At 42.4% G+C, this 15,063-nt stretch carries 15 protein-coding genes; 2 read left to right on the top strand and 13 right to left on the bottom strand.

The genetic code is table 11. The features are described 5' to 3' along the window. Nucleotides 1–26 precede the first annotated feature (26 nt). Nucleotides 27–923, top strand: coding sequence for a TIGR01777 family oxidoreductase (locus tag TQ33_RS04130; protein WP_046560936.1), 897 nt, complete (start codon nucleotides 27–29; stop codon nucleotides 921–923). On the opposite strand, the gene TQ33_RS04125 is transcribed toward TQ33_RS04130, so the two are convergent. The 4 genes from TQ33_RS04125 to TQ33_RS04110 form a co-directional block, all read right to left on the bottom strand. Next, nucleotides 920–2,470: an amidohydrolase family protein gene (locus TQ33_RS04125; RefSeq protein ID WP_046560935.1), complete on the bottom strand. Its 1,551-nt coding sequence runs from the start codon at nucleotides 2,468–2,470 to the stop codon at nucleotides 920–922. The genes TQ33_RS04130 and TQ33_RS04125 overlap by 4 nt on opposite strands. A 123-nt stretch (nucleotides 2,471–2,593) precedes the next feature. After that, a complete protein-coding gene (locus TQ33_RS04120) occupies nucleotides 2,594–3,400 on the bottom strand; it encodes an SAM-dependent methyltransferase (protein ID WP_218915790.1) in 807 nt (268 codons plus the stop codon). 6 nt (nucleotides 3,401–3,406) lie between these two features. Continuing rightward, nucleotides 3,407–4,801 (bottom strand): tetratricopeptide repeat-containing diguanylate cyclase, encoded by a 1,395-nt coding sequence (locus TQ33_RS04115; RefSeq protein ID WP_144405946.1) that lies wholly within the window; start codon nucleotides 4,799–4,801, stop codon nucleotides 3,407–3,409. Nucleotides 4,802–5,132: 331 nt separating this feature from the next. Then, the gene (locus TQ33_RS04110) at nucleotides 5,133–5,351 is read right to left on the bottom strand and encodes a hypothetical protein (RefSeq protein WP_046560932.1); all 219 of its coding nucleotides are present in this window, start codon (nucleotides 5,349–5,351) and stop codon (nucleotides 5,133–5,135) included. Between the two features lie 431 nt (nucleotides 5,352–5,782). Between TQ33_RS04110 and TQ33_RS04105 the strand changes: the two genes are divergently transcribed. Next, nucleotides 5,783–5,965 (top strand): hypothetical protein, encoded by a 183-nt coding sequence (locus TQ33_RS04105; protein ID WP_046560931.1) that lies wholly within the window; start codon nucleotides 5,783–5,785, stop codon nucleotides 5,963–5,965. A gap of 1,103 nt (nucleotides 5,966–7,068) precedes the next feature. Here TQ33_RS04105 and TQ33_RS04095 read toward each other — a convergent pair. The 9 genes from TQ33_RS04095 to TQ33_RS04055 all read right to left on the bottom strand — a co-directional run bounded on the left by TQ33_RS04095 (nucleotide 7,069) and on the right by TQ33_RS04055 (nucleotide 15,060). Beyond that, nucleotides 7,069–7,968, bottom strand: coding sequence for a 5'-nucleotidase (locus tag TQ33_RS04095; RefSeq protein WP_046560929.1), 900 nt, complete (start codon nucleotides 7,966–7,968; stop codon nucleotides 7,069–7,071). A gap of 12 nt (nucleotides 7,969–7,980) precedes the next feature. Next, nucleotides 7,981–8,706 (bottom strand): MlaA family lipoprotein, encoded by a 726-nt coding sequence (locus TQ33_RS04090; RefSeq protein WP_046560928.1) that lies wholly within the window; start codon nucleotides 8,704–8,706, stop codon nucleotides 7,981–7,983. 90 nt (nucleotides 8,707–8,796) lie between these two features. Then, nucleotides 8,797–9,573, bottom strand: coding sequence for an HvfC family RiPP maturation protein (locus tag TQ33_RS04085; RefSeq protein ID WP_046560927.1), 777 nt, complete (start codon nucleotides 9,571–9,573; stop codon nucleotides 8,797–8,799). Nucleotides 9,574–9,584: 11 nt separating this feature from the next. After that, entirely contained in the window at nucleotides 9,585–10,430 is an 846-nt protein-coding gene (locus tag TQ33_RS04080) for an HvfB family MNIO-type RiPP peptide maturase (RefSeq protein ID WP_228640411.1), read from the bottom strand. Between the two features lie 80 nt (nucleotides 10,431–10,510). After that, nucleotides 10,511–10,894, bottom strand: a complete 384-nt coding sequence (locus tag TQ33_RS04075) for an HvfA family oxazolone/thioamide-modified RiPP metallophore (RefSeq protein ID WP_046560925.1) — start codon at nucleotides 10,892–10,894, stop codon at nucleotides 10,511–10,513. Nucleotides 10,895–11,040: 146 nt separating this feature from the next. Beyond that, nucleotides 11,041–12,066 carry a tetratricopeptide repeat protein gene (locus TQ33_RS04070; protein WP_046560924.1) on the bottom strand — a complete coding sequence of 342 codons (1,026 nt, stop codon included), beginning with the start codon at nucleotides 12,064–12,066 and terminating at the stop codon, nucleotides 11,041–11,043. Between the two features lie 3 nt (nucleotides 12,067–12,069). Then, a complete protein-coding gene (locus TQ33_RS04065) occupies nucleotides 12,070–12,486 on the bottom strand; it encodes a cytochrome c-type biogenesis protein (protein ID WP_046560923.1) in 417 nt (138 codons plus the stop codon). Continuing rightward, the gene (locus TQ33_RS04060) at nucleotides 12,486–13,079 is read right to left on the bottom strand and encodes a DsbE family thiol:disulfide interchange protein (RefSeq protein ID WP_046560922.1); all 594 of its coding nucleotides are present in this window, start codon (nucleotides 13,077–13,079) and stop codon (nucleotides 12,486–12,488) included. The genes TQ33_RS04065 and TQ33_RS04060 overlap by 1 nt, the downstream gene beginning before the upstream one ends. Beyond that, nucleotides 13,072–15,060, bottom strand: a complete 1,989-nt coding sequence (locus TQ33_RS04055) for a heme lyase CcmF/NrfE family subunit (protein ID WP_046560921.1) — start codon at nucleotides 15,058–15,060, stop codon at nucleotides 13,072–13,074. The genes TQ33_RS04060 and TQ33_RS04055 overlap by 8 nt, the downstream gene beginning before the upstream one ends. Nucleotides 15,061–15,063: the final 3 nt, after the last annotated feature.

Raw genomic sequence — 15,063 nt, 5'->3', positions numbered from 1 at the left:
AACATTAACAACCTTGGGGTGTTGTCATGTCACATATTTTAATTACCGGCGGAACAGGTTTTATCGGCCGCAACCTCGTTCCTGTGCTGAAAGAGCAACATTTTGATGTCACCGTGTTAACTCGGTCACCGGAAAAATACCGTGCTTACCCTACCTTTAACGGCGTTTCCTTGACCAGTAGTTTGTCAGAAGTTGCGCCGGTAGACATCGTTGTCAATTTAGCAGGTGCCAATTTATCAGCAAAACGTTGGAGCGATAACTATAAACAAGAAATAGTAGAAAGCCGCTTAAACCTAACGGAAAACTTACTTGAGTGGATTAAGGGACAATCTAAAAAACCTCATACCCTAATTAGCGGCTCTGCCATAGGTTATTACGGCGCGCGAGGCAACGAAGAGCTCAACGAAAACTCAACCTCTGGAAGCGCTTCTGAGTTTCAAGTCAGGCTTTGCTCTCAGTGGGAAGATGCCGCTTATAAAGCAGAGTCACTTGGAGTTCGAGTATGCTGCGTCAGAACGGGAGTTGTTTTAGGCGATGAAGGTGCATTACAACAAATGCTCACACCGTTTAAGTTTGGACTTGGTGGCAAGCTTGGTAGTGGCAACCAATACTTTTCATGGATTCATATTAAAGACCATATTCGAGCACTCATGTACTTGATCAACCGCCAGGATCTATCAGGAGCATTTAACTTAACGGCTCCCCAGCCCGTCACCAATACACAATTGACTAAAGCTTTAGGTAAGAAGCTCAATAGACCGACCATTGCAACCATGCCTGCTTTTGCGCTTAACATTATTGTTGGTGAAATGGCAAAGATCCTATTAACGGGACAAAGAGTACTTCCTAAGAAACTTGAAGAGAAAGGCTTCACCTTTGAGTATCCTACAATAGATGAAGCCTTAGAAGATTTAATTGATTAATCTGATTGCTTTGCTTGCTCAACCAGTCGTTTTACATCTTCACGGAGCTGCTTCGCATCGAAAACAATACCATCTTTGATGGTGTACTTTACGCCACCAACGTACTCAGCTTTATTATCTAACCCGAGACGATAGTGACCTGTCCCATACAAAACTTTGAAGTTTGCGATCGGGTTTTCTTCGACAATCACGAGGTCAGCTAGCTTACCAGCTTGTATGGTGCCGATTTTATCATCAAGGCCTAACGCTTCAGCACCATTGATGGTCGCGGACTGTACAACTTCTAGTGGGTGGAAGCCTGCTTCTTGAAGTAACTCTAACTCACGAATAAAACCAAAACCGAATATCTTATAAATATAGCCGGTATCCGAACCTGTCGTTACTCGTCCACCGTTATTTTTAAAGTCATTAAGGAAACTCATCCAGATTCTGTAGTTATTTTTCCAATCGATTTCGTTCTGCGTGGTCCAATCGAAAAAGTAAGAACCGTGCGACTCACGATTTGGCTCGAAAAAAGCCTTCAGTTTTGGGTGAGTGAACTCTTTGTGCCATGGCGCATTGCGGGCTCGCATAACGTCACGACTGGCTTCGTAAATAGTCAGGGTTGGGTTTAGTGTAAAATCCAACTCTATCAGCTCGTCTCGTACGGTATTCCACTTATCAGAACCTTTTTTAGCCGCTTGCTGCCACAAACGTCCCGCTTCAGTGAAGCGATGTGATTCGTTGTTATAGTTATACTCTAGCGGATAATCCTGAATCACTTTATCTTCAAACAAAGCTTCAGGGAGTCCGTACCAATGCTCCATAGAAGTTAGACCTAAACGCGCAGAGTCTAAAGCGTTGGTCCCCACCACGTTTAATTGCGCATGGTGCATCATAGTCCCTAAGCCTTGCTTATTAGCTTCATCAAGCGCAGCCTCCATCATCGGTCGTGGTAAACCAAAGAACTTAATGCCTTTAGCTCCTTTATCGGCGACATGACGCACCCAGCGACGGGTTTCCTTAGGTGTGGTAATTTCTTTGTCCCAATCCATGTTAAAGCCAACGTAGGGCACGATTCGAGGAGCGGTAATGAGGTTATCGTCACTCAGTTCTTGGTGCTTTAAGGTCCAGTCTAAACCATTAAAACTGCCAGGCTCTCGCACCGTCGTAATGCCATGACCAAGCCATAACTTGAACGGATACTCTGCAGGCAACCCATCAACACTACCAGCAATGTGACCATGCATATCAACAAAACCTGGCAGTACATAGTGTCCAGAAATATCGATGACCTTGTCACCAGGTCCAGCCTTAGGGCGGCTAGATTCTTTAATCTTTACGCCTGGGGCACCAACAGAACGTACAGAAACGATTTTATTGTCTTCAATAATAATATCGACAGGTCCAAAAGGTGGCGCGCCTTTACCATCGATGACAATACCTCCGCGTAAAATCAATCGTTCAAAAGGTCCCTCACCTTCAGCGCGTTCTGGCGCATCTAAGGTACGAGCAGACAAAGTAAGACTTAATACACAGAAAAGTGCGAATAATGTATAACGAATCATTGTGACATCCCCAAGCTCAAGTAGAGACAAGATGCCTTATGTATCGTAAATAATCAAGGTGTGACATGGTTCTGAATGAGCATACTGGCTCTTTGAATGAAGTACTAGAAGCTTAAGCAACACTTATCCGAAATCCTTAATATCCAATCCAAACTCATCTAAAGCATTTTTGTCTAATTTTAATCCTGTCAAAGGCGGAATCACGAGTGTTGAAATAGACGTTATGTCCATTTTAGGCAGGTCCTTTAGCATGAACCTATCAATTCGTGGTTTTTGCACTGGTATAAACGGCGCCTCGTATAAAATCATCTCATGCTCAAGCGGATACCACTTATTTAAAATCCGAACGGACGCTTCAAGGTTTTGTGCCGTGGTTTTGAACGTTTTTAGCGTGTGCTCTCCAGCAAGACCGATTTGCCATAAAATGGTATAAGCTGAAGTGTTAAGAGGAACACCACTGAATAAAAACTGAGTCGCCTCATAAGCTTGGCAACCGGTAGTACCTGGGTCGAAGCCTAGGTCGGCGTAAAGACAAGCATCAGCAGAGACTCCGGGGAGCATCTGGGCGGGATAACCCTCGCCAATCAACCGTTCAATTGCAAAATGACCAACACATGCAAAAATCCCTGGATGTCCATAAAGCGCCAGCACCACTTTCTTACCATCACGTACAGCCTGGCAGACCACTTCAGTCATGTCCTGGTAGGTTTGGCGGCGAGATTTTCCCTCGGCATACAAATATTGCAAACTTTCATAGGAGGGATTGAGCGATTTAACCCAGTCTTCAGAAAGTTTATCCGGCAAAATACCGAAAACACTTTCAGCCTCTTCAAGATAGTTCTTTGATAAGGTTGTGATTTGGCCGGCTAAGGTGATCCCTGTACCGATGCAGGTTAAAGAGCCTGTTGAGGTTTTATTGTTAGTATTCAAAATATCTTAATACACCTGGGTCTGATTTCTACCATTTCTTTTAGCTTGATACATGGCGTTATCAGCTTCTATGATCAGCTCTTCTAGAGATTCCCCGTTTTGCTTTGCTGCCACCCCAAAACTTGCGGTAACTTGGAAGTTAGTCGGTAATTTCGCATGCTCAATCTCTTTAAAAGCTTCAGCGCAACGCTCAATGAACTTTTTAGCGTCATCACTCGTACACTGAGGTAAAATAACGATAAACTCTTCGCCTCCGAGCCTTCCAAACACATCTACAGAACGCATTCTCCCCTTCACACAGTCGCTCACTTTCTTCAATACCCAGTCACCCATTGCATGGCCAAAGCGATCATTGATTGTTTTGAAGTAATCCAAATCAAAAATTATGACGCAGTAGTGACTATTATTAATCAGGCTGTTTTGGTGAATTTCGTGAGCCAGTTTTAGTGCGTACCTGCGATTTAAGGTGTTTGTTAGCGCGTCTATTTGTGAAAGTCTTTGGTAACGTTCTTTTTGCTTTTTAACACGCCAAAACCATAAGCTAATTCCCGTTAGTACAATTAATACAATGACTAAAAGTAGCTGAAAGTTTCGTTTTGACTGTTCTTCTACTTGTGATGTCAGTGCTAACAATTTGTTTTTTTGATCTAAAATTTGGATCTGAGCATTTTGATCTAAGTGTGAATATTTAACTTTCTGGTAAGCGAGATTTTTATTTGCTTGATCTGCAAGCATCTCATCCTGAATTTGAACAAGCTGGGATAGTGCTTTATTAGCTTCGACAGGGTTACTATTCTTTTCATAATACTTTGCCAGCAGCTCAGTAGCATCCCTTCTATTCACTCCAGACTCTCGTATTGCAGTTTCTTCTAAAACCTCATCAATATGTACTTTAGCCTTCTCCAACTCTCCGGTCTCTAAATACACCCGAGCCAAGCCAAGTTTGATTTGCAAAACATCCGGGAGATAGCCGTTATTAGCGGATATTTTTAATGCTCTGATGTAAGAAAGCTCAGATTTTTCTAATAAGCCATGGTTAAAATAATTTTTTGCTAAGCTTTTGTAAAGATGAGCATCAATCACCAATAAGTTTAAACCTTTACAATAATTAATGACTTCTTTAAGTCGCTCCTCGTGGTTTAGACTATTATCTTGGCTTAAAAATATATTAGCCACTAATGCCTTAGCATAGCATTGATTTCGGTTGTCGCTCATGGCTACTGCGATTTCGTTTGCTTTGTGGACATATTCTAAAGCCTCATCAAAAGCCTCTAGCTCTACAAACACATTCGCTGCAGCATAGTAAGAGTTAAACTGTAAGGATTGGTCTTTAATCTTAGGCGTTATTGACAAGCCGTCAAACAGATAATTAAAAGCCTTCTGATACTCATTCAGACTCATGTAAATTTGAGACAGCAAAGAATATGCAGCTAGCCTCGAGTCCTCAGACACATCCGCTAGCTGTAACAGTAATCTTAAGGGTCTTTTTGCTTTTTGACTCTCGGATTTCAGTATATGGAAATACGATTCTTGAATATAAAATCGTGCTTTTTGCTCGTCACTTTCAAACTCGTCCCACCGACTTTGTAGATCCTGTATCAAGCGAAAGGCTTGACTGGAGTCACTCGTGTTGCTTTCCCTTAGTAGCTTTAGGTCCTGTTCAATATCCGCATTTGCCAAGTCGAATACTAAAAGCAGAACCAGAATTAATGCAAGCTTCTTCACCTGAAAATTACAAGTTATGCTCTTTTACATTATGAACAACAACTGGATACTCTCCCCCATCACCTATCAATTCCTTCACTTTAGCAATATTGGCATGTTGAACAGCATCAATTTCATCACTATTTAAACCCGCAGCTTTCATTGTCGCAACAGGCTCTGCTTTGTAGTCTTCCAGTAATTTAGCGTTAGTACCTAGCTCGGTTAAGAACTTGTTTAAAGTTGACATATTGGTCCCCACATTAGTTATTTATTATTTGCGCAACCATAAATACTACAGATTTCAACGCATTATGCTACTATTTTTTACATAGTGGTAGATTTTAACTGTATGGCATTACGCCTTTTAGCCGACAAAATCATTAGCCCTAGCCACCGATTCCAATATTCCCTAGCCGAGATAATTACCCACTAGCCACCGTTCTTATAGAAACAGCCAACGACAATAGTTGCTACGCTTTTAGTCTGGATAAGCGACACATAACATTGAGCGAGGTTGGTTATGGGTAGAGTTGATTGCGTGATTAAAGATTGGGAGCTGGTGACTTTTAACAGCGAAGAAGCCCTATACAAAGTCGCCAGAGGAATTATCGTTGAAAACTATACAGGCCCTTCGAACCGGGTTTCTGGGTCTGCTGTACCCCAATCATTTATACAGATATGGAGCAAAATATCGTCCAAGCCAGAAATACCATTTATAAGTTGATGGGCAATGGACAATTCCACGAAATCGATAACTTGATGGTTCATACCCACCTTTGCAGCGGCTTGGACTTCATCCAAGCAATGTGGGCTATTGCTCTTGAGACAAAAGTAGAGCTGGAAAGCGAGGATGAAAACTAATAAGAAGAAACCTCGAGTTCGCTAACGCTCGTCGAGGCTACGTTTGCTCAATTCCGACCTCTACTGCCCACACTTACACACCTAAACCAGACAGCTTTCCGAGGGCTACTGTTATTGCTCCGAATCAAGTTAGCAAACCATCTGCTCAAATTCCAATCATGCTCCATATGTGAAATACAAAACTCCAATTGAAAGAATAGCGGATATAGGAGTAATGACAGTTGCTACTTTCTTATAAAGGGTTTTTTTATTTTCACTTAAAGAGTCAAAATCTATTTTTATTCTTTCCAACTTACTCTTCCCATAAAGAAAGTTTGATAGCAGTACTTCAAAGAGCACGAAGAAAATCACAGCATACCAAACATTTTCTCTCGTCAAACTGAAAACACCGTAATACCGCAAGAAAAACAATATTATTGTATAAAAAACAAATCTTGACATACCAACAAAGATACTAACGTCGGCCTCATTAACGCTCCTTCCTTTCTCTTTCAATGATAAGAAGTACCCATAATACATTCGTCTATAAAAAGTTATCATGCAGCAACCTCATTGTATCACTATAAAATAAAGGCAACTGGAACGCGTCTCTTTTGAAAGCCTCAGGCCTTCTGTAGTAATAATACATAGCTTCCCTTCCCAAAGAATTGAAACCGTTACGCGTATCGTTATACATATTATTAAAGCCTCTTCTCAAAAGTCATGGGGTCAGAGTATATTTATTATGAAAGTCATGGGGTCAGAGTATATTTATTATGTACCCCATTACTCAGACCTCACCAATTCACCATTAACTCTAAAAGAGTTGATATAAGTAGTGGTCAGGCAAAAGCTATAAATCTTAATTGTGCGATCTTCGTTTTTATAAATCGTACTTTCTTTTTTCTATGATGTGTCTTATGTAACCAAACAGTGCAATTACCCCACCTAGAAGCAATGATAATAACAAACCTATTCCGGTTGAATATCCTACAGAAAACAGCCCCCTAGTATTTGAAATTCGATCGTCACCTGAAAATACTGCAACTGCTAAAAGTACCACTACTAATGAAATAATAGAAAAGCTAGCAATATAGTCAGGCGCTTAAGTTTTCCGAATTTCATTACTCGTTTATGACGCCACTCGGAACATGACCACTAGGGATGTGGCTTTTTGCACGGTCGATATGCCCTTCTTGATCGTCGAAGAAGACGTCAGCACCGAAGGCTTTTAGGAATTTGGTTTTATCCATGCCGCCGAGGAATAAAGCCTCGTCGATACGAATATCCCAATAGCGCAGCGTACGGATAACGCGCTCGTGTGCTGGGGCTGAACGCGCGGTGACTAGCGCTGTACGGATTGGGCAGTTGTCTTGGGTATATTCTTTTTGTAGCTTGTGAAGGGCTTGGAGGAAGTTTTTGAAAGGCCCACCCTCTAATGGTTTTTGCGCAGATTGTTTTTCGGAACGAGTAAATTCTTCGAGGCCGTCTTGCTGGAAGATTTGTTCCGCTTCATCTGAAAACAAAACGGCATCTCCATCGAAAGCAAATTTAATAATATCGCTATCGTTATTCGACTGAGTTGGCGAGACAATGGTCGCTGCAGCTATACCGGCATTAATTGCCTGCAACACATCTTTTGGATTTGTCGATAAAAATAAGTGCGCTCCAAAAGCTTCAGCATAAAGATAAGGACTATTGCCTGAGGTAAAAGCTGCACGGGTGATTTTTAATTGATGATTCTCGATAGAGTTAAAGACTCGAAGTCCTGTATCAGCGCTGTTGCGTGATAACAAGATCACTTCAACTTTTGGCGTATCTTTTTTAGTCTCGTTTAACGATAGTAACTTTTTTACTAAGCCAAAAGCAGCACCCGGCTTAAGCATTTCATCTTCATGATCAATTTGGTACTGCGCATAACTGTCGACACCACTTTCCATGTAAATACGATGACTTTCGGCTAAGTCAAACAGAGCCGTTGACGAAATTGCTATGACTAAAGTGTCGTTAAATTCGATTGGCATAATGCTTTAGTTTTACCACTCTTCGCAGTCTTCCTCAAACTCACACTCATCTTCAATCGGCGGACGACCATCATAAATTAAGAACTCTCTACGTTGTAGATAAGCATCACGCACCATTAGGTATTCATCTAACGCTTCTTCCAACTGTTCTTCAAGCGGTAATAACTCAGCTCTTGTATCGATTAACCACAAGGAACGTAAAGTCCATTCTGTCTGTGAGTCATTTAATGAGTCATACGGGCTATAAACGCCAAAGGAATCTACAGCAAAGCCAATGCCGTCTCTTGGGTTAGAAGGACCAATTAGTGGCAACATGAGGAATGGACCTGACTCAAAGCCCCAAACGGCAAGGGTTTGTCCAAAGTCTTCATCTTTTTCATCAATCCCCATCTCAGTAGCAGGATCCAATAAACCGGCTAAACCAATAGTGCTATTGATCAGGAAGCGCCCCGTGCTTTTGCCAGCATCACCAAACTTGGCCTGTAACAAAGAGTTCACGATGTTAGAGATTTCACCCAAATTATCAAAGAAGTTTGAGACCCCTGCTTCAACGGGATCAGGAGTAATATACTGATACCCCTCAGCCACAGGCTTTAGAACAGCTTTATCAATCGAGCGGTTAAACTCCCAGACAGCCCTATTACGCTCTTCATAGGGATCCTTGGGATTATCACCTGTTGTGGCACAGGCCGTCAGCAATGTCGCTAACAAAATGATAATAATAGGGTTACTTTTCATTCCTCAATAACCTTTCTATGCTTAATATGCGCTAATCATAAAGCACCAAATCGCTTATGACCAGCGCTAAAGAGAGTCGCTATGCTTAAATTAGGCAGTCCCTAAAATGATGTCACGTTCTAGCAAACTGGTTAAGATTTGTTGCCCGCCATTCAGTAATTGTTCAGGGTTTGGAAAGCTGGTTTCGTCAATTAGTTGTTCCAAAGCCTGTTTCCCCGTTATTTGTCGCCCCTCGTGTAGATGCTCAATAAAGATATCTAGCAGTCGATAAGTCATAGAGTTCCCCTCCATGAAGTCGACCTTATGCTTGCGATTACGACTTATCATTAAGAAGGTTGGCGTCTCTGGAGCTTCATCAGGAATATAGCTAGGGCCAATTCTATGCACCGGATACTCATAGACTAGACTATGAGCTAGCGGCGACACTACAACGGGCTCATTGAATAAGTCTCCGTTCCGTTCATGCGGTATCTTGAGAATATCCTCTTTTGCTGACACCGTTTTAACCTCCATCCACTCCCAGTGTGCCAGTTCCAGCATAAAGGGAAAGTCATCGGCCTCAGGCTTTCGATGCTCAGAAAGGTAGACAAAGAACTCTTTTGATATATCGATAAAGTAGGGGGATTCCGCTCTAAAGTCCGTAAAGAAAGCACGAACCATTCGATGCCACTTATCATCCGATGTGATTTTGCGTAATACTGGGAAGCTATTTTTGCAGAAGTTCTCAATGTTGTTATAAAACAAGTCATGATAAACCTTCATTCTTCGAGCTTCTATGCCATCTGGAGCCTCAAACTCGGACGGGTTACGAAGGTTCTTTGAAAACTGGTATTGGATTTCTTGAAATTTAGGTAGTGAATGAGCCATAGGTATTATCCCTATGCAATCGCTGGTTGATGATTATGGTTACTACTATACTTATCTTGTAACTGCTTAATTTTGTCCACTTCAGTGAGCAACTGTGGCATCGCTGGAATGTTAAAATCACGCTCAAGCAATGTTGGAAATACTCCAAAATGGTCATAAGCAGTGTCCAGCAATGACCAAACATCATCTTTTACGTCGGCACCATGCGTATCTACTTTTAAATCATCAGCTTCATCATAATGCCCAGCAATATGAGAGTAAGCGATTCTATTTTTGGGTAGTGCTAATAGGAATTCTTTAGGATCATAGCTGTGATTAATGCTGTTGACATAAATGTTGTTGATATCGAGTAAAATATCACAGTCAGCCTCTTCGACCACTGCTTTGAAAAACTCTAATTCGGACATTTCTTGTCCAGGCGCAGCGTAGTAGGAAACATTTTCCATCGCGAGCCGCTGACCAATAATGTCTTGCACCTGCTTAATTCGATCCGCAACATAATGTACCGCTTCTTCGGTAAATGGAATCGGCATCAGATCATACATATGACCATCATCGCTACAGTAACTTAGGTGCTCGCTGTAACAACGGATATTATACTTTTTGATAAACTCTGCCACTTCTTTTACAAATGCCGTATCAAGAGGGCTAGGGCTGCCAATAGATAAGGACAAGCCATGAATCACAAAAGGGAATCGCTCGGCATATTGAGCAAAGACTTGCTCTAAATGCCCGCCAAAAGGTAACCAGTTTTCCGGAGCAACTTCCATAAAGTCTATATTTGAAGCATCTAACGCTTCAAACTCTCTCATGAAGTCACGCCTTAAACCAAGTCCTGCACCTGTTACTGGATACAAAGGATCACCTAATAAAGTTGAGTGAATGGAAGGATGGGTGATGGACGAGCCATCACCCTATTTTTTTAAGGCTTAGAAGATTATGCTACGCCACACTTACCTTCGCCGCATTTACCTTCTTTCTCGGTTTTTCCTTCACCGCATTTGCCTTCGCCACACTTACCTTCTTTCTCGGCTTTGCCTTCACCACATTTACCTTCGCCGCACTTACCTTCTTTTTCGGCTTTGCCTTCACCGCACTTGCCTTCGCCACACTTACCTTCGTGCTCTTTGGCATGCTCTTCACCACACTTGCCTTCGCCGCACTTACCTTCACCTGCTTCGAACTTGGCAAGGTCGTAGCCAGCTTGAAGATCGTTTAGCGCGAATGGGTTGTCATTTGCAACGGCTGTACCCATTGCAGCAGAAGCTGCGATTGATGCGCCCACGATTACGGCTAATTTTTTCTTGTCTTTGTTTAACATAGAACTTACTCCTAGATTGCTTACTTTAGTTAAGTTATTCAGAAACTTAGACTTACCATATCTGAATTTGTTACAGATTTTTTTTGTATCGTCTAAATTTGGCGTTTTTTGAGACAAAAGTCACGCAAAAATTCACCTTGATAACACTATTCCACGCTTTCCGTGATTTCTATGTGAAACGTTTCGCTAGGAGTTAAAGAATTTTCCACACTGGTCTGACCAAAGCGGTCACCAGGCTCGGGTTGTGCTAAACCACTTTGCGATAAACGAACTTGAATATAAATATTCTCAGCATCCCAAAGATTAACACCGGGCAACATCACATCATTCGGTGTGATCTTTTGAGGGGTATGAAGCTTAGCGATATCAATAGACTTTACCGCAACTGGAGGGCCACCCTTCTCGCTTCGAACAAGGAAAAACGCCTTTTTATAACGCGTCAGTAGAAGTGAATCCAGATTGTCGATAACAACGGTGATGTGATTCAGTTGAGAAAGTTTAAGTTGTCGTTGAGCTTGCTCGATTTGTTTGCTAATTAACTTGTGAGATTCGCTACCGGGATCTCTGTATTGCAGTAATTGTTGCCAATAACTAATCGCAGCCTGATACTCTTGCTGTTTGAAATGATTAATACCCTGCATCAACAAGGCACCTTCATGGTTTGGCTCATTCATGAGTACAAGGTTGATATGTCGCTCTGCATTCTCAAAAGCTTCTGGGCTACCCTGCTCCATAAAGTAGCGAGCCACTTCGATTCTCGTTTCGGAACCAGGCTTAGCTGCAATCGCTCTGGTGTAAGCTTGCTCGGCTCTTGCCACTTCACCAAACCTTAAGAAAATGTTGCCAAGCTCACGCCACTTTTCAAAGTTGTTAGGATCACTTTCCGTTCGCAGTCTTAACTCGGCCAACAGCTCTTGGATGGTAATTTCTTTTTGGTCCGCTTTATTTGCTAACTGCTTGAGGTCAAAGCCACTTAAGCGCTGGTGCAACTCGGCAGTCTCTTGTAACTCTTGATGAGCCCCCTGATAGAAGTAAATGCCTAACGAACTAAGGCTTGCCAATACCAATAGTGACAAATAAGCCATAATTCGATGCTTACCTGTAAATACTTGTCCAAATAACCATGCAGCCCATACCAAGGCAATTAATACAAATGCGACCCAAACCAACATCAGTTATTCTTCCCCAGTTTCAGCTTGTTCTGGTTTTACTTTACGGCGCCCAACCTTTAGCAACACAGTAATTAAAATAATCATGAACACTGCTAGTGGTGCGAACCATAGAAAGTAGTTTGATGGCTTTACTGGCGGATCATAAAGCACAAAGTCACCGTAACGCTCTTGCATATAAGCTAGAATTTCTCGCTTGCTGGAGCCGTTGCTGACCTGCTGATAAACGATATACCTCAAATCTTCTGACAAACCAGCATTAGACTCAGCGATGGTTTGATTTTGGCACTTTGGGCAACGGAGCTCATTGATAATATCCGTATAAAGCTGTTCTTGCTCTTCTGTTTTGAACTCATAGGTTTCGATAACAGCAAAAGCTTGTAAGCTCACTAATAAGGCGATTGTGGCTACTAACTGTTTCATTATTTCATTCCCTCACTATTATTCTCGGCTGCTTCTTTTTGCACCTGCTCTAAAGGATACCCTTGAACTTGCTCGATCACCGGTAATATTTTGCTATTCCAAACACGGTCATCAATCACCCCTACATAACGAAATCTCACTTTGCCATCGCTATCCACGACAAATGTCTCAGGAGCACCATAAACGCCTAGGTCAATACCCAGCTGTCCGTCAACATCAGCGATCACCATTGAATATGGGTTACCTTTCTGTTCTAGGAACTCTAAGGCATCTCTCGCTTGGTCTTTATAGTTAACCCCAACGATAGGCACTGGATATTTTTGTGAGAACTTCATTAAATAAGGGTGTTCAATGTGGCAAGGGCCACACCAAGTCCCCCAGACATTCAGCAGAAATAATTCATCGGGTAATGAATCTGTCGTATACACACGCTCAGGATTTTGTAGCGCTGATAATTTAAAGTCAGGAACCGGTTTATCGATCAAGGTTGAGTTTAATTTTTTAGGATCTTTTTCTAACGCAAACCAAAAGAAAATGACTAAGATGATGAAGGTAACGATTGGCGCTACCGCTAACACTAACTTCTTATTCACCCTGCCCCTCCTCGACACTTGTCGTTTCTGATTTGGCTTGCTTTCGTTCACGGCGTCTTTGACGATAACGTTTGTCAGAGACTGCTAACAAACCACCCAAAGCCATAAAAATTGAGCCTAACCAAATCCAACGCACAAAAGGTTTGTAGTAAACACTAATAGCCCAAGCACCGTCGTCTAGCGGCTCGCCCATAACCACGTAAATATCTCTGAATAATCCAGCATCAATATCTGCTTCGGTCATAACCATTTTTGAGGCATTGTACTTGCGTTTTTCAGGGTGCAAATCAGTGATCAACTCACCCTCAGAATAAATACGGAAACTACCCGCTGAAGAAATGTAGTTTGGCCCCTCAGTATTCTTGAAGTCGTAGAACTCAACGTCTAAATCTTCAACCTGAACCGTTTCGCCTTGGTGAATCTTGATGTTTTCTTCAATACTGTAATAGGAAGTCAGCACAACCCCAAGAACCGTTACAGCCACACCGAGGTGAGCTACCAGCATTCCCCAGTAACTGCGACTAATTTTCTTTACGCCAACGGCAAACGAAGTACTTTTTGAGGCTTGCGCTAAAACATACTTAGCACAACCGGCTAACACCCACAGTCCTAGAGTCGTTCCCACGAATGCCATCGGTTCAATGCCACCCATGATAATGACCACGGCTAAGGCGATAATAATACTGCTGATCGCCCACAGCCAATACTTGGTCAACATCGGTTTCATTGACTCTTGTTTCCAATTAATTTGCTGCCCAATAGGCATTAAAATCAAAATTGGAATCATGAAGATTGAAAACATTAGATTAAAGTACGGAGGACCGACAGAAGATTTGTCGCCCGTAAAGGCTTCTTGAATCAACGGATGCAAAGTTCCTAGCAAGACCATAAAAGTCACAACCGCGAGCAATGCATTGTTAAACAATAGCGCTGTTTCGCGAGAGAAAAGTCCAAAGTTGGCTTTGGAACGTATCTTGCTCGACTGAATCGCATAAATAAGCAATGAAGCGCCCACCACAATGCCTAAGAAGACTAGAATAAAGCGGCCTCTTACAGGGTCATTTGCAAACGAGTGAACAGACGTTAGGACACCTGAACGCACTAGGAAAGTCCCTAGTAAGCTCAAAGAGAAGGTTAAAATAGCAAGCAATACAGTCCACGACTTAAACACACCACGCTTCTCGGTCGCTGCCAACGAGTGAATCAAAGCAGTACCTGCCAACCACGGCATGAAAGAGGCGTTTTCTACTGGATCCCAGAACCACCAGCCACCCCAGCCGAGTTCATAATATGCCCACCAGCTTCCGAGTGCGATCCCTAATGACATGAAAATCCACGCTACAGTCGTCCAAGGACGACTCCAACGCGCCCAGTGGTGATCCAAATCACCCTGCAATAATCCAGCTATCGCAAAAGCAAAAACCACCGAAAAGCCGACATAGCCCATGTACAACATGGGCGGGTGTACAATCAAACCAAAGTCTTGCAGTAAAGGATTTAAGTCAGAACCATCGATTGGAATAAACGGCAAGACACGCTCAAAAGGGTTTGATGTGAATAGAGTAAAGGCGATAAAGCCAATTGCAATGAAACCCATCACCCCTAAAACGCGGGTAATCAAAGGCTTGGGCAAAGACTTGCTAAAGATTGCCACAGCAGCCATCCAGCCGGTTAGGATAAGCACCCACAGGAGCAACGAGCCTTCATGCGCCCCCCAAACGGCGGAAATTCGATAATGAATCGGCAGCTGTGTGTTCGAGTGGTTTGCAACGTAAGCAACTGAGAAATCATTATTGATGAAGGAAATGGTTAAGCAAACAAAGCTGGCAAGAATCAGTACAAAAATACTAACCGACGCGCGTTTCGAAAACTGCATCAAACCTTTGTGTTGGTAATGAGCACCAATAAACGAAAGCACACCTAAAAATATGGCGTTAATAAACGCCATGATTAATAAAAAATTACCGAGTTCAGGGATCAAGAG

Origin of the sequence: Kangiella geojedonensis (assembly GCF_000981765.1) — a bacterium.
In the GTDB taxonomy this organism is placed as follows: domain Bacteria; phylum Pseudomonadota; class Gammaproteobacteria; order Enterobacterales; family Kangiellaceae; genus Kangiella; species Kangiella geojedonensis.
This window is presented reverse-complemented; position numbering and strand designations above follow the sequence as displayed.

Excerpts from the sequence above, each read along its gene's own strand:
- TQ33_RS04065 (WP_046560923.1), bottom strand. The coding sequence starts at position 12,486 with ATGAAACAGTTAGTAGCCACAATCGCCTTATTAGTGAGCTTACAAGCT.
- TQ33_RS04075 (WP_046560925.1), bottom strand. The coding sequence starts at position 10,894 with ATGTTAAACAAAGACAAGAAAAAATTAGCCGTAATCGTGGGCGCATCA.
- TQ33_RS04085 (WP_046560927.1), bottom strand. The coding sequence starts at position 9,573 with ATGGCTCATTCACTACCTAAATTTCAAGAAATCCAATACCAGTTTTCA.
- TQ33_RS04095 (WP_046560929.1), bottom strand. The coding sequence starts at position 7,968 with ATGCCAATCGAATTTAACGACACTTTAGTCATAGCAATTTCGTCAACG.
- TQ33_RS04090 (WP_046560928.1), bottom strand. The coding sequence starts at position 8,706 with ATGAAAAGTAACCCTATTATTATCATTTTGTTAGCGACATTGCTGACG.
- TQ33_RS04070 (WP_046560924.1), bottom strand. The coding sequence starts at position 12,066 with ATGTTGGTTTGGGTCGCATTTGTATTAATTGCCTTGGTATGGGCTGCA.
- TQ33_RS04125 (WP_046560935.1), bottom strand. The coding sequence starts at position 2,470 with ATGATTCGTTATACATTATTCGCACTTTTCTGTGTATTAAGTCTTACT.
- TQ33_RS04105 (WP_046560931.1), top strand. The coding sequence starts at position 5,783 with ATGGAGCAAAATATCGTCCAAGCCAGAAATACCATTTATAAGTTGATG.
- TQ33_RS04130 (WP_046560936.1), top strand. The coding sequence starts at position 27 with ATGTCACATATTTTAATTACCGGCGGAACAGGTTTTATCGGCCGCAAC.
- TQ33_RS04115 (WP_144405946.1), bottom strand. The coding sequence starts at position 4,801 with ATGAGTCTGAATGAGTATCAGAAGGCTTTTAATTATCTGTTTGACGGC.
- TQ33_RS04110 (WP_046560932.1), bottom strand. The coding sequence starts at position 5,351 with ATGTCAACTTTAAACAAGTTCTTAACCGAGCTAGGTACTAACGCTAAA.